Annotated in this window: 22 protein-coding genes; 15 read left to right on the forward strand and 7 right to left on the reverse strand. The window is 69.6% G+C overall.

Annotated elements, in window-relative coordinates; all coding sequences use genetic code 11:
• Positions 1-111: 111 nt before the first annotated feature.
• Positions 112-1,296, reverse strand: a complete 1,185-nt coding sequence (locus NLX83_RS23695; RefSeq protein WP_254237323.1) for a helix-turn-helix domain-containing protein — start codon at positions 1,294-1,296, stop codon at positions 112-114.
• 170 nt (positions 1,297-1,466) lie between these two features.
• On the opposite strand from NLX83_RS23695, the gene NLX83_RS23700 reads away from it, so the two are divergent.
• Complete coding sequence (locus NLX83_RS23700) at positions 1,467-1,874, forward strand: Imm1 family immunity protein (RefSeq protein WP_254237471.1); 408 nt, start codon at positions 1,467-1,469, stop codon at positions 1,872-1,874.
• Between the two features lie 22 nt (positions 1,875-1,896).
• Positions 1,897-2,673: a DeoR/GlpR family DNA-binding transcription regulator gene (locus tag NLX83_RS23705; protein ID WP_254237324.1), complete on the forward strand. Its 777-nt coding sequence runs from the start codon at positions 1,897-1,899 to the stop codon at positions 2,671-2,673.
• Here the strand turns inward: NLX83_RS23705 and NLX83_RS23710 are convergent.
• From NLX83_RS23710 to NLX83_RS23725, 4 genes are read right to left on the reverse strand one after another with little or no spacing between them, the layout of a single operon-like run.
• On the reverse strand, positions 2,654-3,796 hold the full coding sequence (locus NLX83_RS23710; RefSeq protein ID WP_254237325.1) for a methyltransferase domain-containing protein: 1,143 nt from the start codon (positions 3,794-3,796) through the stop codon (positions 2,654-2,656). The two genes, NLX83_RS23705 and NLX83_RS23710, sit on opposite strands and share 20 nt — an antisense overlap.
• Positions 3,793-4,752, reverse strand: a complete 960-nt coding sequence (tgmB, locus tag NLX83_RS23715; protein ID WP_254237326.1) for an ATP-grasp ribosomal peptide maturase — start codon at positions 4,750-4,752, stop codon at positions 3,793-3,795. Before tgmB ends, NLX83_RS23710 begins: the two co-directional genes overlap by 4 nt.
• Positions 4,749-5,072, reverse strand: a complete 324-nt coding sequence (gene tgmA / locus NLX83_RS23720; protein WP_254237327.1) for a putative ATP-grasp-modified RiPP — start codon at positions 5,070-5,072, stop codon at positions 4,749-4,751. Before tgmA ends, tgmB begins: the two co-directional genes overlap by 4 nt.
• A gap of 58 nt (positions 5,073-5,130) precedes the next feature.
• Positions 5,131-5,298, reverse strand: a complete 168-nt coding sequence (locus NLX83_RS23725; protein WP_254237328.1) for a hypothetical protein — start codon at positions 5,296-5,298, stop codon at positions 5,131-5,133.
• Positions 5,299-5,318: 20 nt separating this feature from the next.
• On the opposite strand from NLX83_RS23725, the gene NLX83_RS23730 reads away from it, so the two are divergent.
• The 4 genes from NLX83_RS23730 (at position 5,319) to NLX83_RS23745 (ending at position 10,160) form a co-directional block, all read left to right on the forward strand.
• A complete protein-coding gene (locus tag NLX83_RS23730; RefSeq protein WP_254237329.1) occupies positions 5,319-6,722 on the forward strand; it encodes a helix-turn-helix domain-containing protein in 1,404 nt (467 codons plus the stop codon).
• Positions 6,723-6,731: 9 nt separating this feature from the next.
• Positions 6,732-7,574: a class I SAM-dependent methyltransferase gene (locus NLX83_RS23735; protein WP_254237330.1), complete on the forward strand. Its 843-nt coding sequence runs from the start codon at positions 6,732-6,734 to the stop codon at positions 7,572-7,574.
• A 109-nt stretch (positions 7,575-7,683) separates the two neighbouring features.
• Complete coding sequence (locus tag NLX83_RS23740; protein WP_254237331.1) at positions 7,684-8,667, forward strand: M28 family metallopeptidase; 984 nt, start codon at positions 7,684-7,686, stop codon at positions 8,665-8,667.
• A 263-nt stretch (positions 8,668-8,930) separates the two neighbouring features.
• Positions 8,931-10,160, forward strand: coding sequence for a DUF6880 family protein (locus NLX83_RS23745; protein WP_254237332.1), 1,230 nt, complete (start codon positions 8,931-8,933; stop codon positions 10,158-10,160).
• Between the two features lie 19 nt (positions 10,161-10,179).
• Here NLX83_RS23745 and NLX83_RS23750 read toward each other — a convergent pair whose 3' ends face one another.
• Both NLX83_RS23750 and NLX83_RS23755 read right to left on the reverse strand, forming a co-directional pair.
• Complete coding sequence (locus NLX83_RS23750) at positions 10,180-11,190, reverse strand: right-handed parallel beta-helix repeat-containing protein (RefSeq protein ID WP_254237333.1); 1,011 nt, start codon at positions 11,188-11,190, stop codon at positions 10,180-10,182.
• An 84-nt stretch (positions 11,191-11,274) separates the two neighbouring features.
• On the reverse strand, positions 11,275-12,150 hold the full coding sequence (locus NLX83_RS23755; RefSeq protein ID WP_254237334.1) for a LysR family transcriptional regulator: 876 nt from the start codon (positions 12,148-12,150) through the stop codon (positions 11,275-11,277).
• A 71-nt stretch (positions 12,151-12,221) separates the two neighbouring features.
• Between NLX83_RS23755 and NLX83_RS23760 the strand changes: the two genes are divergently transcribed.
• The 9 genes from NLX83_RS23760 (at position 12,222) to NLX83_RS23800 (ending at position 21,663) form a co-directional block, all read left to right on the forward strand.
• Positions 12,222-13,034: an NAD-dependent epimerase/dehydratase family protein gene (locus NLX83_RS23760; RefSeq protein ID WP_254237335.1), complete on the forward strand. Its 813-nt coding sequence runs from the start codon at positions 12,222-12,224 to the stop codon at positions 13,032-13,034.
• Entirely contained in the window at positions 13,031-13,819 is a 789-nt protein-coding gene (locus NLX83_RS23765; protein WP_254237336.1) for an aldo/keto reductase, read from the forward strand. The genes NLX83_RS23760 and NLX83_RS23765 overlap by 4 nt, the downstream gene beginning before the upstream one ends.
• Positions 13,746-14,111 carry a Rieske (2Fe-2S) protein gene (locus NLX83_RS23770; RefSeq protein WP_254237337.1) on the forward strand — a complete coding sequence of 122 codons (366 nt, stop codon included), beginning with the start codon at positions 13,746-13,748 and terminating at the stop codon, positions 14,109-14,111. Before NLX83_RS23765 ends, NLX83_RS23770 begins: the two co-directional genes overlap by 74 nt.
• A gap of 27 nt (positions 14,112-14,138) precedes the next feature.
• Positions 14,139-16,115 (forward strand): excinuclease ABC subunit UvrC, encoded by a 1,977-nt coding sequence (gene uvrC, locus NLX83_RS23775; RefSeq protein ID WP_254237338.1) that lies wholly within the window; start codon positions 14,139-14,141, stop codon positions 16,113-16,115.
• A complete protein-coding gene (gene rapZ, locus NLX83_RS23780; protein WP_254237339.1) occupies positions 16,112-16,990 on the forward strand; it encodes an RNase adapter RapZ in 879 nt (292 codons plus the stop codon). Before uvrC ends, rapZ begins: the two co-directional genes overlap by 4 nt.
• Before the next feature lie 26 nt (positions 16,991-17,016).
• Entirely contained in the window at positions 17,017-18,090 is a 1,074-nt protein-coding gene (locus tag NLX83_RS23785) for a gluconeogenesis factor YvcK family protein (RefSeq protein WP_308209364.1), read from the forward strand.
• Entirely contained in the window at positions 18,081-19,061 is a 981-nt protein-coding gene (gene whiA, locus NLX83_RS23790; protein WP_254237340.1) for a DNA-binding protein WhiA, read from the forward strand. Before NLX83_RS23785 ends, whiA begins: the two co-directional genes overlap by 10 nt.
• Positions 19,062-19,427: 366 nt before the next feature.
• On the forward strand, positions 19,428-20,432 hold the full coding sequence (gene gap, locus NLX83_RS23795; RefSeq protein WP_254237341.1) for a type I glyceraldehyde-3-phosphate dehydrogenase: 1,005 nt from the start codon (positions 19,428-19,430) through the stop codon (positions 20,430-20,432).
• A gap of 10 nt (positions 20,433-20,442) precedes the next feature.
• Positions 20,443-21,663 (forward strand): phosphoglycerate kinase, encoded by a 1,221-nt coding sequence (locus NLX83_RS23800; RefSeq protein WP_254237342.1) that lies wholly within the window; start codon positions 20,443-20,445, stop codon positions 21,661-21,663.
• Positions 21,664-21,665 lie beyond the last annotated feature (2 nt).

A 21,665-nucleotide genomic window follows, 5' to 3' on the forward strand; every position in this document is an offset into this window, starting at 1 on the left:
CTCCAATACCGGGCTAGCCACAGCAGTCCTCTCCCTCTGTCAAGAGGTAGAGGACGCTATGAACCCCAGTCCTCAGACTGTTGTCACCGTGACAACAGTCCCTCGGAAGGGCTAGACGGGAAGCCCTGCGCGGTACGCCATGCCCCGGAGTTCTCTGCGGACGGCGTTCCCCTTGACCTTGGCGAGCAGTTCGCTGAGGACGGAGCGGATGAACGGATGCCTGTGGATGCGGGTGGGAGAGATCTTCTCGGCTTCTCGGAGCATCATCACAGCCGCATCGTGCTGTTTCGGAAGCCGAGCCAGCGCCCGACCGTATTCGCGCCAGTACGCCGCTTTCCGTGTGGGCGAGGACAACGCTTCGGGATTCACGGTCGGCGCGATCTTCGCGGCAGTCGCGTACTCGCCGGCCTCAAGGGCTACCGACATTCGCCAGACACCGACGTTGCTGGGACCGAAACCAAGCCACAGGGCGCTTCCCTCGCCGGAGCGCCTGGCGAGTTCGTCCGCGTACTCCAGTGCGGCCACACGCTCGCCCTGGTCCTTTTTCGCTGCGGCCACAAGGGAGGAGGCCAGGGCCAGCATCCCGGTGAGCTGCATGTGGTCCGACGTTCGTGTGCCCACGCCGGGGGCCGAGAGCGTTCGTGACGCGAGGTCGAAAGCGCCGGCGCCCATCAACCCGAAAGCTGTCCCGAAGGCACTGATGCCCAGCGCGAGCGGATCGTCAAGGCGTTCGGCGGCATCCCGCGCAAGTGTGGCGGCTTGCCAACCGAGGTCCATGTTCGCCCCGATGTCCGTGAGCCACGCCTGTGTGCCCTGGACGTGGATCACCGCCAGCAATCGCAGCACCTGCTGGACGTCGCGCCCCGCGTCCAGCGTCGTGTGAAGATCACGAAGTAGTGGAGGGAGCGCTCGGCCGACTTCGGCGTACTGACAGTCCCTCTGAGCATCGAGCAGCGATGCCGCTCGGACAGACAGCGTTTCGACAGGGAATACTTTCCCTTGTGGTTCACCCATGCTGATCGACTGCAGCGCAAGCCTGACGGGACCGAGCGCCTGGTCCTCGGCGAGATCGCCGGGTGTCACGACACCCGGACCGGTGATCTCCGACGGGGCGACTTCGAGCGCGTTCGCCAAGTCGACGATCAAGGACCTTCGATCAAGGGCGCGGGTGCCGTTCTCCAGGTGAGAAAGGTGACCGGCGGAGATCCCCGCAAGTCCTGCGACAACACGCAGGGACTTGCCACGCGCCTGTCGAATCTCCCGAAGGCGCGCGCCGAAGTTCACGTTCGTGTCCACGGGACACCTCACTTCGCCGAGTCTCCTCCGCCGGAACCCCGGGCTCGTCGGCCCGGGATGTTGCCCTCTCGGCGAAAGAGGTATCCATACGGTACGGCGTTCACGATCGAGCGGCCACGGTCAGCCCTCGGCGGACCGGCGATTCGTGAGCGTCCGCTGCCGTGACCGCCATGCAGGCCTGGTACGACCACACCCACGGCGACGAGGGTGTGCTGCTCGACGGCGCCGCCGAGGTCGACAAGCTGCTGACCACTCTCGCGGCCGAGCCGGGCGCGTGTCTGGTCGCGTTGTTCCGGACGGCCGACCTGGCCGAGTTCTCGCCCCCGTGCGAGCTGCTGGTCGGAGTCGGGGGAGGCGAACCGATCGGAGTCATGCAGTTCAGTGACCGCGACGGCCGGTGGGTCAGTCAAGGGGAGCCGAGCGGATTCGACACGCTTGCCTACTACTACATGGGAACCCCGACCGAATATCCGACGGACGCTCCCATTCCGTTGCCGCGGCTGCTCGCCGCCGTGCACGAGTTCGCCGCCACCGGGGATCGGCCTGCGGGCATCGTCTGGCAGGCCACCGACAGGTAGTCCCGGTGTTATCTTCACATCCGTGGGTGCCGACGAATCACAGGCCGAGCGGCGCCGCGTCATCCGGGAACGGGTCACCGCGGAGGGGTTCCTCCGCATCCAGGACCTGGCCGAGGAGTTCGGCGTCAGCGTGATGACCGTGCACCGCGACTTCGACGCCCTGCAAGGGCAAGGCTGGCTGCGCAAGGTGCGCGGCGGCGCGACCGCCATGCCCTCCACGGTGTTCCACGGCGACGTCCGCCAGCGCATGGCCGCCATGGCCGACACCAAACGCATGCTCGCGCGCGCCGCCGTCGAACTCATCCCGCCGGGCAGTTCCGTCATGCTCGACGAGAGCACCACCTGCCTGCACCTCGCGCAGCTGCTGGCCGAACGCGCCCCGCTCACCGTCATCACGTACTTCCAGCCCGTGATCGAGCTGTTGACGCGGCGGCCCGGCATCAACCTCATCGCGCTCGGCGGCGAGTATTTCCCTGCCTACGACGCGTTTCTGGGCCTGTACACGGCGGAAGGCGTTGGCAAGGTCCGCGCCGACACGCTGTTCATGTCCACCACGGCGATCTCCCACGGCCGCTGCTACCACCAGTCACAGGAGACCGTTCAGGTCAAGCGCGCGCTGCTGGCCGCTGCCTCCCGCCGAGTACTTATAGTCGATCACACCAAGTTCACGCGGCAGGGCCTGTACACGTTGGCTCCGTTGACCGATTTCGACCTCGTCCTCGTCGACGACCGCCTTCCGGCCGCCGAACAACGCCGCATCCGCGACGACGGCGTGGCGCTCACCGTCGTGCACCGATGACCCAGCGGAGCGCGCCGTCCGGCGTGTCCAGCCAGGCCCACTGAGCGCCTTCCTCGACCGTGAGCCCGAAGCGTTCCCAACCCGGTTTGCCCAACTGGTGCCACAGATCCGTGGTCTCCTCGATGATCCGCCACAGCGAGACCGGACCGCCTTCCCGCACCTGTCGGACGCCGTTGTCGACCGTGGTCGAGACCTCGCACCACGATCCGTCCGAAGTGGACAGAAAGACCGCTCCCGGACCGCCGGTACCGGGATCCATGGCGTAGCCGAACCGCACACCGGGCGGGAACCGGAAGTGCGCGAGGAACCACAGAGTGCTCTCCTCCCAAGGCCGCTCGGTCAGCAGTCCCGTCGTGCGTCGGCGCGCTTGAGCCAGGTCTCGCTGCGGGTGCCTGTGCGGCTCGGCGGTCCCGGGACGGCGTAGGTCCATGAAATCCACCCAGCCGGGGGCGAACCGACCTTGTGCCCGCTTTCCCTTGCGGCGCAACACAACCAGGTTCCCCGCGAAGACGTGGGGCTTGACGTCGGCGATGATCAGCCCGCCGTCGCCGGTCTGCTCGACCCACTCCCACGGGATCATCGGCACCGCGCAGGTGGCGATGATCCGGTCGTACGGTGCGTGCTCGGGCAGGCCACCGGCACCGTTGTGCTCAGCGAGCACCGGGTGATACCCCAGCCCCGCCAGTCGCCGCCGTGCCGCCGACACCAGTTCGGGTTCCACTTCAACGGAGAACACGTTGGCGTCGCCGAGCCGATGTGCCAGCAAGGCCGCGTTGTAGCCGGTGCCAGTGCCGATTTCCAGCACGCGATCGCCGTCGCGCACATCGAGCGCTTCCAACATCCGCGTCATCAGGCCCGGCTCGCTGGAGGACGAGATCGGCACCGCTTCTCCGAGCAGCGTGACCAGCGCGGTGTTGGAGTACACCAACTCCAGCCAACGATCCTGGGTCTGGTCCACGACCTCCCAAGCGCCCCCGCGCCGCTCGTGGAACACAGGAACGAACACGTGGCGCGGAACCGCGCGAACCGCGGCCTGCCATTCCGGGGAAGACACCTTGCCCTTGTCCACGAGCGTGCGAACCAATCGCTCAGCCCGTTCGGACCAGTCGTCGAACACGTTCACGCCGCCCCTCCCGCCAGCGTCTCCGCCATCGCCGCGCTCATCCGTGCGCCGGTGGCGCTCTCCAGCCAGCCGAACTGTGGTCCGGTGTTGGCTTCGAGCATGACCCATCCGCCGTCCGGCCGGACGACGAAGTCGAATCCGGCATAGACCAGTTTCATGCGTCGCATGAACAGCCGCACGCCAGCCACCACCTCGTCGGGAATCGGTACGAACCCGTAGCTCAGCGCCGCGGGGTCGGCCCGCCAGTCAACGTGGGCTTCCTCGCTGGCTGCGTGAATGGAAATCGGGAACCACTCGTCGCCGATCACGGTCAGCCGAACTTCGAAAGCCTTGGGCACCCAGTGCTGCACGGTCGTGGCAGTCACCGCCACTCCGGACAGGTCAGTCAGATCGGCACGGGTCAGCCGCCGGGTGTAACCGATCAGCACTCGATCCTCGGCGACGATCCCCGCGCCACCAAGCGATTTCGTGATGACTCCGCGACGTGCGCGCCCGACGAATCTGAGGGCTGCCTCGGGCGAGTTGGTCACCTGAGTATCAGCCACGGCCAATCCGCAGGAGACCGCGACAGCCCACTGGTACGGCTTGTATACGGCGTCAGCACAGCGGTTGGGGTGGTTCGCCCACAGCACGTCCAGTGCCGCGAGGACCCCACCGAGGCCGAGCACGGCTTCACGCCGGGCGTACGTTCGCTCAGCCAAGGGCATGGCGTCCGGAAAGGAGAAGGCCGAGGGATTGCGGTACCAGACGGACCGCACCGACTCCAGCGCCACCGCGCGGTGGTCTGTCCACAAGTGTCCTTCCCACCGCCCATCCCGCAGTTCCGCCGCCATTCCGAGGCATTGCGGGAAGTCACCGAGGTCGGCGCGGAAGGTCGGGACTTGGCGCTCGGTCAGTTCACTCACCACGGCGTCGACCGTTGGATCGAACTCCCTCGCAAGGATCAGGACGGTCATACCTCTTCCCAGCCCCAGTCCTCGTTGCCATCGCAGTTCGGTCCGTCGCCATCCTTCTTGTAGGGGCTGGTCGTCCAGTCCTTGTCCAGTTGCGGCGCGAGCGGAGTGCCGTTCGGACTGACCGCTACCTGGAGTTCGGCGGAGTACCGGTAGTCGGGGATGGCGGGCCGCTGTGCCGGTCGCAGCCAGCGAAGCGCGAACGGCCGTGGTGTCGGCCCGGAAGGCGGCGCGGTGGCGGCAACGGCGTCATCGGTGAGTCGCATCGCGGTCGAGGACAGCGGGTTGTCCGCGGTCGCGCCGATCTTCATGGTGTTGATCATCGTGGTTCCCCCTTGACATGGATGGACCGGACGTCGGCGTCCTATGTCCGGATCGTGCTCAGCCGGGACGAGGATGGCCGGTCACCGGAGCGGTGGGGGAGATGTCAAGCCCATCGGCATCGCCGATGTCCAGGTGGCGTCCCATATCGGTCGAACCGATCGGCTTGACCGATCTCGGCACTCCGCGCACGTCGATCGTCGCTACCGTGGAGTTGATCGACAGCACTCCGATCGGAGGGAGGACCCTTGACCAACGTTCTCCCGTTCGACGACGCCCCGATCAACCCGGCGATCTGGGCCCGCCCGGCAACGCGTCACGCGCTGCGGACTAGGGACATCACCACGCTGTTTCAACACCTGCAGGCGGCTGGCGTCTACCAGCGTCGGATAGCGCGACTGACCGGGATGAACCAGTCCGACGTCAGCGAGATCACCAACGGTCGTCAAGTGCAGGCGTACGACGTCCTCGCTCGCATCGCCGACGGGCTCGGGATCGAGCGCGGACTCATGGGGCTGGCCTACAGCGACTCCACGCCGCAGTCGGCGCCGCCGGTCGGAGCGGCGTGTCACCCGCGCGATGATGAGGACGACGAGATGCAGCGCCGCAACTTCCTTGGGCTGATCAGCGCAGCGGTCTTCGCCGGTCAGCCGCAGCACTCTGTCGACTGGGACGGGCTCGCCGTTCGGTCGAGTCCCACGCCGGTGCCGAGCAAGGTCGGCGGAGACGACCTGCTGCAACTGGTGAAGCTCACGGGCGACCTGCGCCGCTCGGACGCCGAGCACGGCGGGGGTGGATGTCGCGACGCGGTCCTCACTCAGCTCGACCGCGCCGAGCTCCTCCTCAAGACTTCGGTTCCGGACGAACTCCGTCCAGAGTGGCTGTCGGCGGTCGCCGACCTCAACACCCTCGCTGGCTGGACTGCCCACGACCTCGGCAAGGGCAACGAGAACGAGGCGCGCCAGTACCTGCGCAACGCCGTGCTGCGCGCCACCGAAGCCGCCAATCCCATGCACACCGCCATAGCCCTGCACCATCTCGGCCGGGTGCCGCTGGACAACGGCAACCCCAAGGACGCCTTGGCCTACTTCCAACTTGGTCAGAAGGCCGCCGAGGACGCCGGATCCCTGCTCGCGCTGGCGATCATGCACGCTGACGCCGCGCTCGCCCACGCGCTGTCCGGCGACGCCCGCCGCGCGCTCGATTCGCTGGGGCGCGCTGAACACGAGTTCGCAGGCCACCTCGACCGCGACCACGAGCAGCCGACGTTCGCGTCCTTCTTCGACGCCGCCGCGCTCAACACCAACGCTGCCCGTGTCTACAGCGCGCTCGGACTCGTCGACGCCAAGCACCGCGCGGTTGCCATCGAGCGCCTACAGGCCGCGATACGCACGTCGGCACCGCATCGCGTGCGGCAGAACGTGTTCAACGAATCGCAGCTCGCGGCGTGTGAGATTGCCGCCGGAGATGCCAGCACCGGTATCGCGCGCGGTGTCCATGCCCTGGAAGCCGCGCAGCGCCTTCGGTCGCCGCGCGTGCTCCAGCACCTCGCACCCCTTCAGTACCAAGCAGGACGCCTCAGGTCGGAGGACGGCAGCGCACTCGCACGCGAGATCAAACGAGCGCGCATCGCAGTCGAACACCGTTTGTAGACTGCGGCAATGTCGCAGTCTGCCGAAGAGTTCCTCAAAGCCTTCCACGACAACAACCCCGGCCTCCAGTCAGTGAGCGTGGAGGCCAGCCGGACCGCGAAGGGCCGCACGAGCTACGAGGAGTTCGCCGACCGGGTGGATGCGCCTGGGCGGGTCCTGGACCTGGGGTGTGCGGACGGCGCGCTGCTGGAGGTGTTGGCGGGGCGTGGAGCGCGGACATTGGCGGGCGTCGACCTCTCAGCTGAGGAACTGGAGCTGGCCCGGCGGCGGCCCGCTTTGGTGAACGCGGATCTGCGTCGAGGACGAGCGCAGGAACTGCCGTTCGAGAACGCCGCGTTCGACGCCGTCGTCTCGCACATGGCGCTCATGCTGATGACAGACGTCGAACAGGTTGTCGCCGAGGTGGCGCGGGTGCTCGTTCCGGGCGGGGTGTTCGCGGTGGCCCTCGGTGGTGGCGCGGTGGAAGGGGAGGGGATGGCGCTGTTCCTGGAACTGGCCCGGCCACATTTCGAAGCGGCGAGGGAGGCGGGGCGGCGGATGCCGAGGATGGGCGACCGCAAGATCCGCACACGCGAAGGGCTGGACGCGGTCCTGACACCGGCGGGGTTCGCGCCGGTGTCCTGGGACTCGATCGTGCTCGACCAGAGCGGAACGCCCGAAAAGGTGTGGGAGACCAACGTTTCCGTGTTCTACGACGTCGAAGTGCTTGACGAGGACCAGATCGTGGAGCTTCGACGGGAGTTCCTGGACAAGGCGCGGTCCCTGGTGTCGGACGGCAGGCTTCCGTGCGGCATGCGGATCAACATCGCCACGACGCGGCGTCGCGCGTTCACGGTGACCGGCGAGATGTGAAAGTCACCCCTCGAAAGTCCCTACCGCCGCGCCCGAGCTGTCCCAGACACTGCCGGTGATCTCTGCGCCACTGACACCAGTGGCGTCCACCCTGCTGGGAGGTCACACAGTGAAGATCCGAGCGACACTCGGTTCGGTTGCCCTTGCCTCGACCCTGACCCTGGGCGTGCTCGCCACGCCGAGCGGTGCCGCCACCGTGGACGTGGCGGCGGCGCCCGCCATCCCGGTCGCGGCGGTGCAGGCGCACCTGAACCAGCTCCAGCAGATCGCGACCGCCAACGGCGGGAACCGGGCGCACGGCAAGCCCGGGTTCAAAGCGTCGATCGACTACGTCAAGGCGAAGCTGGACGCGGCGGGCTACCAGACGAAGGTGCTGGAGTTCACCAGCTGGGGCACCAAGGGCTACAACCTGATCGCCGACTGGCCCGGTGGCGACGAGAACAACATCCTGATGGCCGGTGGCCACCTGGACAGCGTGGGCAGCGGGCCGGGCATCAACGACAACGGCTCCGGTTCGGCCGGGCTGCTCGAGGTCGCGCTGACCGTGTCCAAGCAGCAGCTCAAGCCCAAGCAGCACCTGCGCTTCGGCTGGTGGGGCGCCGAGGAGCTGGGCCTGATCGGGTCGACCAACTACGTGAACACGTTGCCCGCCGCGGAGAAGTCGAAGATCAAGGGTTACGTCAACTTCGACATGACCGGTTCGCCGAACCCGGCGTACTTCGTCTACTCCTCCAGCGGTCAGCCCGCGGGGTCGGACAAGTTCCAGTCCACGCTGGAGGCGTACTTCAAGTCGATCAACGTGCCGACCGAGACGACCAACGTCGGCGGGCGCTCCGACCACGCGGCCTTCGCACGGGCGGGCATCCCCACCGGTGGCACGTTCAGCGGCGCCGAGGGGCGCAAGACCGCAGCGCAGGCGCAGAAGTGGGGCGGCCAGTCGGGCGTCGCGTTCGACAAGTGCTACCACCAGTCCTGCGACACCACGAGCAACATCAACGCGCAGTCCCTGGAGCGGCACACCAACGCGATCGCCTACACGATCTGGACCATCGCGGGCACCACGCGCACCGTGCCCGTGCGCACGGCGGCCTGATCGAGCGCCCTGAACGGGTCGTTGAGGGCATCCAACGCCCCGAACGACCCGTTCAGGGAATCCAACGCCCCGAACGCGGCATTGGCGATGGGCCGGGTCACCGGCTGATCACCACTTGATCACCGTCCGGGTAGTGGCGCGGGAAGGGTTGCCGCCGTTCGGGCGCTTGGGCTGGTGCGTTCGGAGTCAACTCGGGCGCGGGACGGGTGGCGTGCGGTTTGATTCAGCAGGTGGGCGGCAATGGGGGCGATGAGCCTTACGGCGTGGCGGCTCTGCGGGGCCTGCGTGGCGGGCTGCCCCCGTTCGACGGGGAGCGCGAGGCGGAGCACTGGGTGCGCCTGCGCGAGGTGGTGCGCTCCCTCTGCGAGCAGTCCGAGGTCGGCCGACCGGACCAGGCCGTCGACTACGCCGAGCAGGTCGTCGAAGTGCTGTGCTCGGCGGCCCAGCAGGTCACCGGGAACGCGGGCGAGCTGCCGGAGCTGATGCAGCAGGCGCTGTCCGGGCACGCGCTGGCCTGCCGCAGGAGCAGACCCGATCCGCACCGCCTCGCCGGGTGGCTGGTGCGCCTGCAGCTGAACTACCCGGACGGCCCCGAGGTCGCGCTGAGCGCGTACGCGGATGCGTTGGGGCCGGAGGGAATCACGGCCTATCGCAGGACCGCGCGCCGCGCCTGCCGGGAGCTGCCGACCGTGCCGTTCGGACGGACGCCGCGCTACGACCGCAGGCGGTGGGCGGTGGTCCGCCTGATGGAGGAACTGGCCCGCTTCACCGGCGACGTGGACGTCGAGGTGCAGTGGCTGGCGACGGACCTGTCGACCCCGTGGCAGTACCTGCGGATCGCCACCGTGCTGGAGGACGCCGGTCGCACGGCGGAGGCGCTGGCGTGGGTGGAGCGCGGCCTGGTCGCGACGCAGGGCAGCCGCGCCGAGGTCCGGCTGGTCGACATGGCGGTGGACGCGTGCCTGCGGCTGGGCAAGACCACGCGGGCGTTGCAGTTGGCGCGCAACGCTTTCCGGGACTGGCCGGGCCTGGACACCTACCTGAAGCTGCGCACCGTCGCCGACCGGGCCGATCGCTGGCCCGCGCAGCGGGAGTGGGCGCGGCGGTGGTTGCGCGCGCAGGGCGAGGACCCCGGGCGCAACTCGGTGCTCGTGCAGATCCTGTTGTGGGACTCCGAAATCGACACCGCGTGGACCGTCGCCGCCGAGCGCGGGTGCTCCGACCGGGTGTGGGCGTCGCTGGCCGCGGAGCGCGTGATGCAGCACCCCGAGCAGGTGCTGCCGGTCTACCGCCGCCTGGTGCGCAGGCGGATCGCGGTCGGCGGCCCGGACCATCCGGCCGAGGTGATCGAGCTGCTGGAATGCCTTGGTGTCGCGTGGGAAAAGGCGGCCGATGACGGGCGCGCGAAGTTCCACCGCTACCTGGAAGAGCTGAAGCGGGAGTGCGCGAGCAACCGCGCGCTCCTCACCGAGCTGGCCCGCCGAGGCATGTGACCCCGGCGGACAGCTCGGTTCAGCCGACGGGGGGTACGTCGGAGAAACCCTTGGCGGCGTTGGTCACCGTGTTGTCGCGGTAGACCAGGTTGGGCTTGGACGCGCATTTCTTGTTGTGCGGGAACTGGAATCCGTATCCCGAAGCCTGCACGTCGGCGACGTTGCGGTGGAAGACGTTGCCGCAACCCCAACCCGCGAGCCGCTGGATCACCTTGAAGCCGTGCTCGTAGCTGCGCACGCCCTTGTTGTCGGAGATCTCGTAGTCGTTGCCCTTGGCGTTGACCCAGCTCTCCGAGGAGTTCTGGCCGGTCATGCCCGCGCCGTCGAAGGAGTTGCGCAGCACCTTGCCGCCGGTGGTGCCCTCCTTGATGTCCACGTGCTCGGCGGCCACGTTCGGCCCGAGCCGGTTGTCCAGCGCCTGGTTGCGGTCGCTGGTGTCCGGCGTGTTCTGGTCGCCCGGCCGGTCGCCGTACTTGCCCCAGTTCGCGCCCTTGGCCGAACCGAAGTACACGCCTTCCCCATACGCGGGCTGCGTGATGCCGACGTGGTGGACGGAGGAGTTGCGGACCACGTTGTCGTTGGAGTTGGCGCGGAAGTGCACGCCCTCGTCACCGATCCGGCTGACCTCGACGCCGTCGACCACGTTGTTGTCGGAGCCGTCGAGCACGATCCCCTTGGCGGAGTCCGCGACGCTGAAACCCTTGAGCACCCAGTGTTTGACGAGGTTGAGGTGCAGCCCGTAACCGCAGTAGCTCACGCCCTGGGCCTTGCGCTCGGGTGGCACGTTCGGGTCGCACGTCTTCTTGGTGTTCTTGAGGATCGCCGAGCGCGGCCCGGTCAGGGTGATGGGCGCGCTCGCGGTCCCGGACGCGGTGGCGAAGAACGCGCCGTCGTAGACGCCGGGCCGCAGCTCGATCGTGGTGCCGGGCTTGGCGGCGGCCAGGGCGGCGATCAGCTCCGCGGGGGTGCCGACGGGCGAGGGCCGGGCCTGCGCCGGGAGCGCGGTGAGCAGCAGCGCAGCGGTGATCACGGATGTGAAGCGGAACATCTTGTGTGCCTCCCAATCCGCGGCGGTCCCCCGACCGTGCCCGCCTTTCCTATTTCCGTCAACGATTCACGTCGCTGAACGCAGCGCGTCGACGAGTGTGGCCACCGGTGGACGCGAGCGTGCGCGGGCCGCGACCACCACGCCGATCCTGCGCGCGGGCCGGGGCCGGGCAACGGGGATCACTACCAGCGAAGGGGTTTTCCGAAGCGCCACAAGGGGGATGAGCGCGATCCCGACCCCGGCCTCGACCAGGGCCTGTGCGAAGAAGTAGTCGGTGGTGCTCGCCGAGACCCGCAACGAGAACCCGGCGTCCTCGGCGTAGCGGTGCAGGAAAGCCGCCGTTCTCGAGCAGCCGAATACCCAATGCTGGTCGGCGATGTCGTTGAGCGACAAGGACTTCTTGGAAGCCAGTGCGTGATCACGGCGCAGCACCACGGACATCGGGTCGTCCATCACCGGGAGGAAGGTCAGGCGGTCCAGCGGCAGCGGCTTGTCGAACTCGTAGGCCAGCGCCAGGTCCGCCGCGCCGGAGCGCACCAAGGGCACGCTGTCCTCCGGTTCCCGCTCCAGCACGGTGATCTCGACGTTCGGGTGCTCCGCGGCGAGCCGCGCCAACGCACTGGGCAGCAGGTGCCGCCCGCCGGTGCTGAACGTGGCGATGGTCAGCGTGTCGACGCCGGTGGCCAACCGGGTGAGCGCGGCCTCGGTGTGCCGCAGCTCCGCCGAGATCGTCTCGCCCGCGTCGACCAGCAACCGCCCCGCGTCGGTGAGCGTGACGCCGCGCGCGCTCCGCAGCACCACCTCCGTGCCCACGGTCCGCTCCAGCGCGGCGATCTGCTGCGACACCGCGGACGGGGTGAACAGCAGCGCGGCGGCGGCCTTGCTGAAGCTGCCGTGCCGGGCGACCTCGGTCAGCACCCGCAGCCGCTGCACGTCGATCATCAGTTTTCCTAACAGCTCGTTATGCAAGTGGTTACTTCCGCTGATGACTCTACGGGGCGAAGGTGGTCGCTATGAAGACCGTGTGCGTCATCGGGGGCAGCCGTCACTTCGGCCGCGACCTGGTGCTCAACCTGCGGGAGGCGGGCGTCGGGGTCACCCTCGTCAACCGCGGCTCGACCGCCCCGCCACCCGGGGTCGACCACCTCGTCACCGACCGCGCGGACCTCGGCGCGGTCCTGGGATCGCGGACGTTCGACGCGGTCGTCGACCAGGTCTGCTACACCCCGGCCGACGCGGAGGCGGCCGTGAAGACGTTCGCCGGACGCACCGGGCGCTACGTCATGACCTCCACGATCGAGGTCTACGAACACGTGCGGGCGGACGCGCCGCTGCTGGAGACCGCGGTCGACCTGCACGCGAAGGCGCCGCAGGGCTACGGCGAGGACAAGCGCCGAGCCGAGGCCGTGTTCGAGACCAAGGCGCCGTTCGACTTCGTCGCGGTGCGCTCGGGGCACGTGCTGGGCGGGGACGACTTCACCGGCAGGCTCGCGCACTACCTCGATCGCGTGCGCGAAGGTCGTCCGATCGTGGTCCACCAGGAGAACCACCCGTCCTCGTTCATCCACTACCGCGAGATCGCCGAACTGCTGGGCTGGGCGGCGTTCGCCGACTTCACCGGCCCGGTCAACGCGCGTTCGCACGGCGAGCTGAGCGTGTTCGACCTGTGCGAGCACATCCCCGGCGAGCCGGTGTTCGAGGTGGGCGAGGACGCGTCGCCGTTCGCCTTCGGCCACTACTACGGCATGGACAACAGCCGTGCCACCGAGCTCGGATTCTCCTTCTCGCACACCGAGAACTGGCTGCCGGAGGTGATCGGCGCGTGATCACCCGCAAGATCGGCGACTTCGAGGTCGGGCACAACGAGGAGCTGGTCGCGGGCATCAAGGGTGTGCTCATCGCGACCAAGGGCGGGCGCGGCAGGCCGGGCGACGGGTCGTGGACGGTCGACGCTTCGCCGGAGCACCTCAAGCGCGCCTGCGAGGGCTCGCTGCGCCGCCTCAGGGTGGACGCGATCGACCTGTACCAACTGCACAAGCCGGACCCGGAGGTCCCGTTCGCGGACTCGCTCGGCGCGCTGGCGGAACTGCACGCCGAAGGCAAGATCCGCGCGATCGGTCTGTCCAATGTAGACATAGAGCAGATCCGTCAAGCTCGTGAACTGCTCGGTCCCGCTTTCGTTTCCGTCCAGAACGAATACTCGCCCCGAGTCCGCGCGTCGGAGCCGGAGCTGCGGCTCTGCGCGGAGCTGGGCCTTGCGTTCCTCCCGTGGAGCCCCCTCGGCGGCATCTCCCGCAGCTCCCTTGACGGCCCGTCCGCACTGCCCGAGGACCCAGCGCTCGCCGCTTTCCACCACACCGCCCGGGACCTCGGCGTCAGCCCGCAACGCGTCTGCCTCGCGTGGCTGTTCTCCCTTTCCCCCACGGTGATCCCCATTCCCGGAGCGACCCGGCCCGCCAGCATCCGCGACTCGACCGCTGCGGCCGATATAGGTTGGGGGAGTGGGTCTGACGAGGCGCGGTGTCCTGTGTGGACTGGTGGGAGCGACGATCGCGGGCTGCGGCACGCCGGCGAAGCCCGCCGCGGGGACGGGGACCGCCAAGCCCGGTGACCAGCTCGTCGGGCTCGCGGAGATCCCGATGGGCAGCGGAAAGCTCGTCGATGTGCCGGGTGGCGGGCGGTTGCTGATCGTGCGGACCAAGGCGGGGGAGGTGCGCGCGTTCGACCCGCGCTGCCCGCACACCGGCTCGATCGTCAGCCCGCCCGCGAAGGGGATCGTCGACTGCACCACGCACGGCAGCACCTTCGACGCCGAGACGGGCGACCTGCGCAAGGGTCCGGCGACCAAGGGGCTGACCGCCGTGCCCGTCCGCGCGGCCGGTGACCGGGTCGTCCTCGGGTGATGTCAGACCTGTCCGTAGGCTTATGACGTGGCCGACCCGTCGACTTATCGCCCCGCCCCGGGAACCATTCCCGAGGCGCCAGGGGTGTACAAGTTCCGCGACTCCACCAAGCGCGTCATCTACGTCGGCAAGGCGAAGAGCCTGCGCAGCCGCCTCTCCTCGTACTTCGCCGACGTGGCGACGCTGCACGCGCGCACCCGGCAGATGGTCACCACCGCGAGCTCGGTGGAGTGGACCGTCGTCGGCACCGAGGTCGAGGCGTTGCAGCTGGAGTACTCCTGGATCAAGGAGTTCGACCCGCGCTTCAACGTCCGCTACCGCGATGACAAGTCCTACCCGGTGCTCGCGGTGACCCTGCACGAGGACTTCCCTCGGCTGCACGTCTACCGCGGTCCGCGCAAGCGCGGCGTCCGCTACTTCGGCCCTTACGCGCACGCGTGGGCGATCCGCGAGACGGTGGACCTGCTGCTCCGCGTCTTCCCCGCGCGCACGTGCTCCAACGGTGTCTTCAAGCGGCACTCGCAGATGGGGCGCCCCTGCCTGCTCGGCTACATCGACAAGTGCTCGGCGCCGTGCATCGGCCGCGTCACCGAGCAGGGGCACCGCGACATCGTCGAGGACTTCTGCGACTTCCTCTCGGGCCGTACCGACGCCATGGTGCGCAAGCTGGAGAAGGAGATGCAGGCCGCCTCCGACGAGCTGGAGTTCGAACGCGCCGCCCGGCTGCGCGACGACGTGGCCGCGCTGCGCAGGGCCATGGAGAAGCAGGCCGTGGTGCTCGGCGACGGCACCGACGCCGACGTGGTGGCCTTCGCCGAGGACGAGCTCGCCGCCGCCGTGCAGGTCTTCCACGTGCGCGGCGGGCGGGTGCGCGGTCAGCGTGGCTGGGTGATCGACAAGGTCGAGGAGGTCGACACCGCCGGGCTGGTCTCGCAGTTCATCACCCAGTTCTACGGGGAGCAGGCCGACCTCGCGGCGCAGGCGGACGCGGGTGGCAGCCCGGTGCCGCGCGAGGTCCTGGTGCCTGAGCTGCCCGAGGACGCCGACGCGGTCGCCGACTGGCTGTCGAAGCTGCGGGGGTCCCGTGTGGACCTTCGCGTGCCGCAGCGGGGCGACAAGCGCGCGCTCGCGGAGACGGTGGCGCGCAACGCCGCGGAGGCGTTCACCCAGCACAAGCTGCGCCGCGCCGGGGACTTGACCGCGCGGTCCGCGGCGCTCCAGGAACTCCAGGAGGCGCTGGACCTGGACACCGCGCTGCTGCGCATCGAATGCATCGACATCAGCCACGTGCAGGGCAGCGATGTGGTGGCCTCGCTCGTGGTCTTCGAGGACGGGCTCGCGCGCAAGTCCGAGTACCGCCGCTTCGCCATCCGCGAGGCCGCGACCGAGGGCGACGTGGCGTCCATCGCCGAGGTCGTTCGGCGCAGATTCGCGCGCTACAAGGACGAAGACCCGCTTGCGGGGTCGAGCATCGACACAGCAACGGCATCCGAAGCGCCCGGAGAACTGCCGGGGATCGACCCGGAGACGGGCAGGCCGAAGCGCTTCGCCTATCCGCCGAACCTGCTGGTCGTGGACGGTGCCGGGCCACAGGCCAACGCCGCCGCGGACGTGCTCGCCGAGCTGGGCGTGACCGACGTGGCCGTGGTCGGGCTGGCCAAGCGGCTCGAAGAGGTGTGGGTGCCCGGCGACCCCGATCCGGTGATCCTGCCCCGCACCAGCGAGGCGTTGTACCTGTTGCAGCGCGTCCGGGACGAAGCTCACCGCTTCGCGATCTCCTACCACCGGCAGAAGCGGTCGAAGCGGATGACCGCCTCCGCGCTGGACGGGGTCAGCGGGCTCGGGGACGCGCGCAAAGCCGCGCTGCTCAAGCACTTCGGCTCGCTCAAGCGGCTGAAGGCGGCCACCGTCGAACAGATCACCGAGGTGCCCGGAGTGGGACGGCGCACCGCCGAAGCAGTACTCGCCGCGCTGGGCGCGGGCAACGGGGAGGACACGAAGTGAACGACGAGAAGTCCGGCGTCGAGGTTGCCGTGGTCAGCGGCCTGTCCGGGGCCGGCCGCAGCACCGCGGCCAAGTGCCTTGAGGACCTCGGCTGGTTCGTGGTGGACAACCTGCCGCCGGAGCTGGTCTCCACCATGGTCGAGCTGGGCGCGCAGGCGCGTGGCGTGATCACCAAGGTGGCCGTGGTGATGGACGTGCGCAGCCGCGCGTTCACCGACGACCTGGCCTCGGTGATCAAGGACCTGGACGCGCGCGGCTACAAGCCGAAGGTGCTCTTCCTCGAGGCCACCGACGCGGTGCTGATCCGCCGCTTCGAGCAGGTCCGGCGCGGGCACCCGTTGCAGGGCGACGGCAGGCTCTCCGACGGCATCGCCTCCGAGCGCAGGATGCTGATGCCGCTGCGCGACGAGGCCGACCTGGTGCTGGACACCACCGGCCTGTCCGTGCACCAGCTGCGCGGCAAGATCGAGGACGCCTTCGGCAGCGAGTCCAGCGCGCGCACCAGGGTCACCGTGCTCTCCTTCGGCTACAAGTACGGCCTGCCGATGGACGCCGACCTGGTGATCGACGTGCGCTTCCTGCCGAACCCGTTCTGGATCCCGGAGCTGCGCGACAACACCGGCCTGGACTCCGAGGTGCGCAACTACGTGCTGAGCCAGGAGGGCGCCGAGGACTTCCTCGACCGCTACCAGGAGCTGCTGCGGCTGATCGGCGCGGGCTACCACCGCGAGGGCAAGCGCTACCTGACGCTGGCGGTCGGCTGCACCGGCGGCAAGCACCGCAGCGTGGCCATGTCGGAGGAGCTGGCCGGGCGGCTGGCCTCCGAGGACGGGATGACGGTCAAGGTCGTGCACCGGGACCTGGGGCGCGAGTGACGCCAGGGTTCCCAGCGGAGTCCACTGTGGACACTCAGGTGGTCGCTCAGGTGGACGCTCCGCGGGTGGTCGCGCTCGGCGGCGGGCACGGGCTCCAGGTCACCCTGGCGGCGCTGCGCCGGATCACCCAGGACGTGACCGCCGTGGTGACCGTCGCCGACGACGGCGGCTCCTCCGGGCGGTTGCGCCGGGAGCTGGGGCTGCTGCCGCCGGGGGACCTGCGCAAGGCGCTGGTGGCGCTCGCCGGTGACTCTCCCGTGTGGACGGAGGCGTTCCAGCACCGCTTCGGCGGCTCCGGGGCGCTGGCCGGGCACGCGGTCGGCAACCTGCTGCTGGCCGGGCTGCTGGAGACGATGGGTGATCCGGTCGCGGTGCTGGACGAGGTGGCGCGCCTGCTCGGGGTGCGCGGCCGGGTGCTGCCGATGTGCCGGGAACCCATGGACATCGAGGCCGACGTGGTCGGGCTGGAGGAGGACCGCAGCGCGGTGCGCCGCATCCGCGGCCAGGTCGCCGTCGCCAGCACCCCGGGCCGGGTGCAGCGGGTCCGGCTGCGCGCCGCCGGGCCCGAACCGGGGCCGCCGCGCGCGTGCCAGGAGGCCGTCGACGCCGTGCTCAAGGCCGACGTGGTGCTGCTCGGGCCGGGCTCGTGGTTCACCAGCGTGCTGCCGCACCTGCTCGTGCCGGAGCTGCACGACGCCCTCGTGCGCACCGCCGCCCGCCGCGTCGTGGTGCTCAACCTTGTCCCACAACCGGGCGAAACCGAGGGCTTCTCCCCTGAACAGCACCTCCAGGTACTCGCCGAACACGCGCCGGGCCTACGGGTGGACGCGGTGATCGCCGATACCGACTCGGTGCCCACCCCCGACCGTCTGCGCCGCGCGGCGTCCACCCTCGGCGGCACCGCCCGCCTGAGCCGGATAGCCCGCACGGGAGCCCCCGACCGGCACGACCCGGACGCGCTCGCGGACAGCCTCCGCGGTGCCTTCTCCGACGGAGCATTAGGCGGAGGGGGCACCCGGAGTCCAGAATTCCCCAGCACCCCGGAACATCCCAGCAGCACGGACGGACCCGTTCGGGAGGAGGAGACCCCATGGCGATGACCGCGGCGGTCAAGGACGAGCTGAGCCGCTTGTCGGTGACCAAGACCTGCTGTCGGCGGGCCGAGGTCTCCTCGCTGCTGCGCTTCGCGGGCGGGCTGCACATCGTGGCCGGGCGCGTGGTGGTGGAGGCCGAGCTGGACACCGGCGTGGCCGCGCGCAGGCTGCGCAAGGAGGTCCACGAGCTGTTCGGCCACAACTCCGACGTGCACGTGATCACCTCCGGCGGGCTGCGCAAGGGCACCCGCTACGTGGTGCGCGTGGTCCGCGACGGCGACGGGCTGGCCCGGCAGACCGGCCTGCTCGACCCCAGGGGCCGCCCGGTGCGCGGCCTGCCCGCCCCCGTGGTCTCCGGCGGGGTGTGCGATGCCGAGGCCGCGTGGCGCGGCGCGTTCCTGGCGCACGGGTCGCTGACCGAGCCGGGCCGCTCCTCCGCGCTGGAGGTCACCTGCCCCGGCCCCGAGGCGGCGCTGGCCCTGGTCGGCGCGGCCCGGCGGATGGGCATCCAGGCCAAGTCCCGCGAGGTGCGCGGCGCCGACCGGGTGGTGGTCCGCGACGGCGACTCCATCGGCGCGCTGCTGACCCGCCTCGGCGCGCACTCCAGCGTGCTGGCGTGGGAGGAGCGGCGGATGCGCCGCGAGGTGCGGGCCACCGCGAACCGGCTGGCCAACTTCGACGACGCCAACCTCCGCCGGTCCGCGCGCGCCGCGGTGGCCGCCGCGGCCAGGGTCGAGCGGGCGCTGGACATCCTCGGCGCCGACGCGCCGGACCACCTGGTCGCCGCGGGCCGCCTCCGCCTGTCCCACCGCCAGGCGTCCCTTGAGGAGCTGGGTCAGCTCGCCGACCCCCAGATGACCAAGGACGCCGTAGCGGGCCGCATAAGGCGTCTCCTCGCCATGGCCGACAAGAAGGCCCGCGACCTCTCCATCCCCGACACCGAGTCCGCCGTCACCGCCGACATGCTCGACGCCTGACCCAGCCCGGGTTGGACAGTCTTCAAGTACACCGCACCCCCCTTCCAGTAACCGCAAACCGCACCTAACTCCCTTGCGGCGCACGGAGGTTAGGCGCGGTTTGAGACCGCTGGGGGCGGGGTTCGGGGTACTTGAAGACGGGGGGACCACCGGGCGCCGGGATGGGTGCGCGGGGTGTGGCGACGGTCACCGGGAAGGTTTCCGGCGCGCGGGGCGGGGCACGATGAAAAGCGCTGCTCGGGCCGCCGTTGGGCTGATTCGATTAAGCCAGCCGCAAGGGCGCTGTGACCAGCGACTCTGTCAGCCGCTAGGGTGACGGCGAAACACTGGGCAAGACCTCCAGACGACTCACCAAGGAGAGGCACCGTGACGGTTCGCGTGGGCGTGAACGGCTTCGGCCGTATTGGGCGCAACTTCTGGCGTGCGGTCCAGGCCAGCGGCCAGGACATCGAGATCGTGGCCTTCAACGACCTCGGTGACGTCGCGACCATGGCCCACCTGCTCAAGTACGACAGCATCCTCGGTCGTCTCGACGGCGAGGTCGCGGTCACCGACGAGGGCATCTCGGTCGACGGCAAGACCATCCGCGCGCTGGCCGAGCGCGACCCCGGCAAGCTGCCCTGGAAGGACCTGGGCGTCGACGTCGTCGTCGAGTCCACCGGCTTCTTCACCAACGCCGACGCCGCGCGCAAGCACGTCGACGAGGGTGGCGCGAAGAAGGTCATCATCTCCGCCCCCGCCAAGAACGAGGACCTGACCGTGGTCTTCGGCGCGAACGAGGGCAAGTACGACGGCTCGCAGACGGTGATCTCCAACGCCTCCTGCACCACCAACTGCCTGGCCCCGATGGCGAAGGTCCTGCACGACACCTTCACCATCGAGAAGGGTCTGATGACCACGATCCACGCGTACACGCAGGACCAGAACCTGCAGGACGCGCCGCACTCGGACCTGCGCCGCTCGCGCGCCGCCGCGCTGAACATCGTGCCGACCAGCACCGGTGCGGCCAAGGCGATCGGCCTGGTGCTGCCGGAGCTCAAGGGCAAGCTGGACGGCTACGCGCTGCGCGTGCCCGTGCCCACCGGTTCGGCCACCGACCTCACCGTCACCGTCGGCCGCGAGACCTCCGTCGAGGAGGTCAACGCCGCGGTGAAGGCCGCCGCCGAAGGCGCGCTCAAGGGCATCCTGCGCTACAACACGGACCCGATCGTCTCCAGCGACATCGTCACCGACCCGGCGTCGTGCATCTTCGACGCGCCGCTGACCAAGGTCATCGGCAACCAGGTCAAGGTCGTCGGCTGGTACGACAACGAGTGGGGCTACTCCAACCGCCTCGTGGACCTCGTCTCCCTCGTCGCCTCCAAGCTCTGAGGACACCATCTTGAAGACCCTGGCTGACCTGCTGGCCGAGGGTGTTGCGGGTCGGCGCGTCCTGGTGCGCGCCGACCTCAACGTTCCCCTCGACGGTTCGAAGATCACCGACGACGGCCGGGTGCGGGCCTCGCTGCCCACCCTCACGGCGCTCACCGAAGCGGGCGCGCGGGTCGTCGTCCTCGCGCACCTGGGGCGCCCCAAGGGTTCCCCGGACCCCAAGTTCTCCCTCGCCCCGGTCGCGGCGCGGCTCGGCGAGCTGCTCGGCGCCGAGGTGGCGCTGGCCACCGACCTCACCGGTGACTCCGCGAAGTCCACTGTGGACGGTCTGGCGGACGGCCGGGTCGCCCTGCTGGAGAACGTGCGCTTCGACGCGCGCGAGACCAGCAAGGACTCCGCCGAGCGCGGCGCGCTGGCCGACGAGCTGGCCGCGCTGGTCGGCCCGGACGGCGCCTACGTCTCCGACGGTTTCGGTGTGGTGCACCGCAAGCAGGCGTCGGTCTACGAGGTCGCGAAGCGGCTGCCGCACTACGCGGGCGGCCTGGTGTTGTCCGAGATCGAGGTGCTGCGCAAGCTCACCACCGATATCGAGCGGCCCTACGTCGTGGTGCTCGGCGGCGCGAAGGTCTCCGACAAGCTCGGCGTCATCGCGAACCTGCTCACCCATCCCGGCACCGACGACCCGGACCGGCTGATCATCGGCGGCGGCATGGCCTACACCTTCCTCAAGGCCCAGGGCCACGAGGTCGGCAAGTCGCTGCTCCAGGAGGACCAGCTGGACCAGGTCCGCGGTTTCCTCGCGGAGGCCGACAAGCACGGTGTCGAGCTGGTGCTGCCGGTGGACGTGCTGACCACCACCGAGTTCGCCGCCGACGCGGAGATCGAGACCGTCGCCGCCGACGCCATCCCGGCCGAGCGCCAGGGCCTGGACATCGGCCCGGCCAGCCGCGAGCTGTTCGCGGCCAAGCTGGCCGACGCCCGCACCGTGTTCTGGAACGGCCCGATGGGCGTCTTCGAGTTCGAGGCGTTCTCCGGCGGCACCCGCGCGGTGGCCGAGGCGCTGGTGAAGTCGGACGCGTTCAGCGTGGTCGGCGGGGGCGACAGCGCCGCGGCCGTCCGCCAGCTGGGCCTGCCCGAGGACGGTTTCTCGCACATCTCCACCGGCGGAGGCGCGTCGCTGGAGTACCTGGAGGGCAAGGAACTGCCCGGCGTCTCGGTTCTGGAGGACTGACT

Origin of the sequence: Allokutzneria sp. A3M-2-11 16 (assembly GCF_024213555.1) — a bacterium.
Lineage (GTDB): Bacteria > Actinomycetota > Actinomycetes > Mycobacteriales > Pseudonocardiaceae > Allokutzneria.

Bases quoted from the DNA above. Each gene is read 5' to 3' on its own strand.
- whiA (WP_254237340.1), top strand. From the start codon at position 18,081: ATGGCGATGACCGCGGCGGTCAAGGACGAGCTGAGCCGCTTGTCGGTG.
- NLX83_RS23755 (WP_254237334.1), bottom strand. From the start codon at position 12,150: ATGATCGACGTGCAGCGGCTGCGGGTGCTGACCGAGGTCGCCCGGCAC.
- tgmA (WP_254237327.1), bottom strand. From the start codon at position 5,072: ATGATCAACACCATGAAGATCGGCGCGACCGCGGACAACCCGCTGTCC.
- NLX83_RS23760 (WP_254237335.1), top strand. From the start codon at position 12,222: ATGAAGACCGTGTGCGTCATCGGGGGCAGCCGTCACTTCGGCCGCGAC.
- NLX83_RS23735 (WP_254237330.1), top strand. From the start codon at position 6,732: ATGTCGCAGTCTGCCGAAGAGTTCCTCAAAGCCTTCCACGACAACAAC.
- NLX83_RS23700 (WP_254237471.1), top strand. From the start codon at position 1,467: ATGCAGGCCTGGTACGACCACACCCACGGCGACGAGGGTGTGCTGCTC.
- tgmB (WP_254237326.1), bottom strand. From the start codon at position 4,752: ATGACCGTCCTGATCCTTGCGAGGGAGTTCGATCCAACGGTCGACGCC.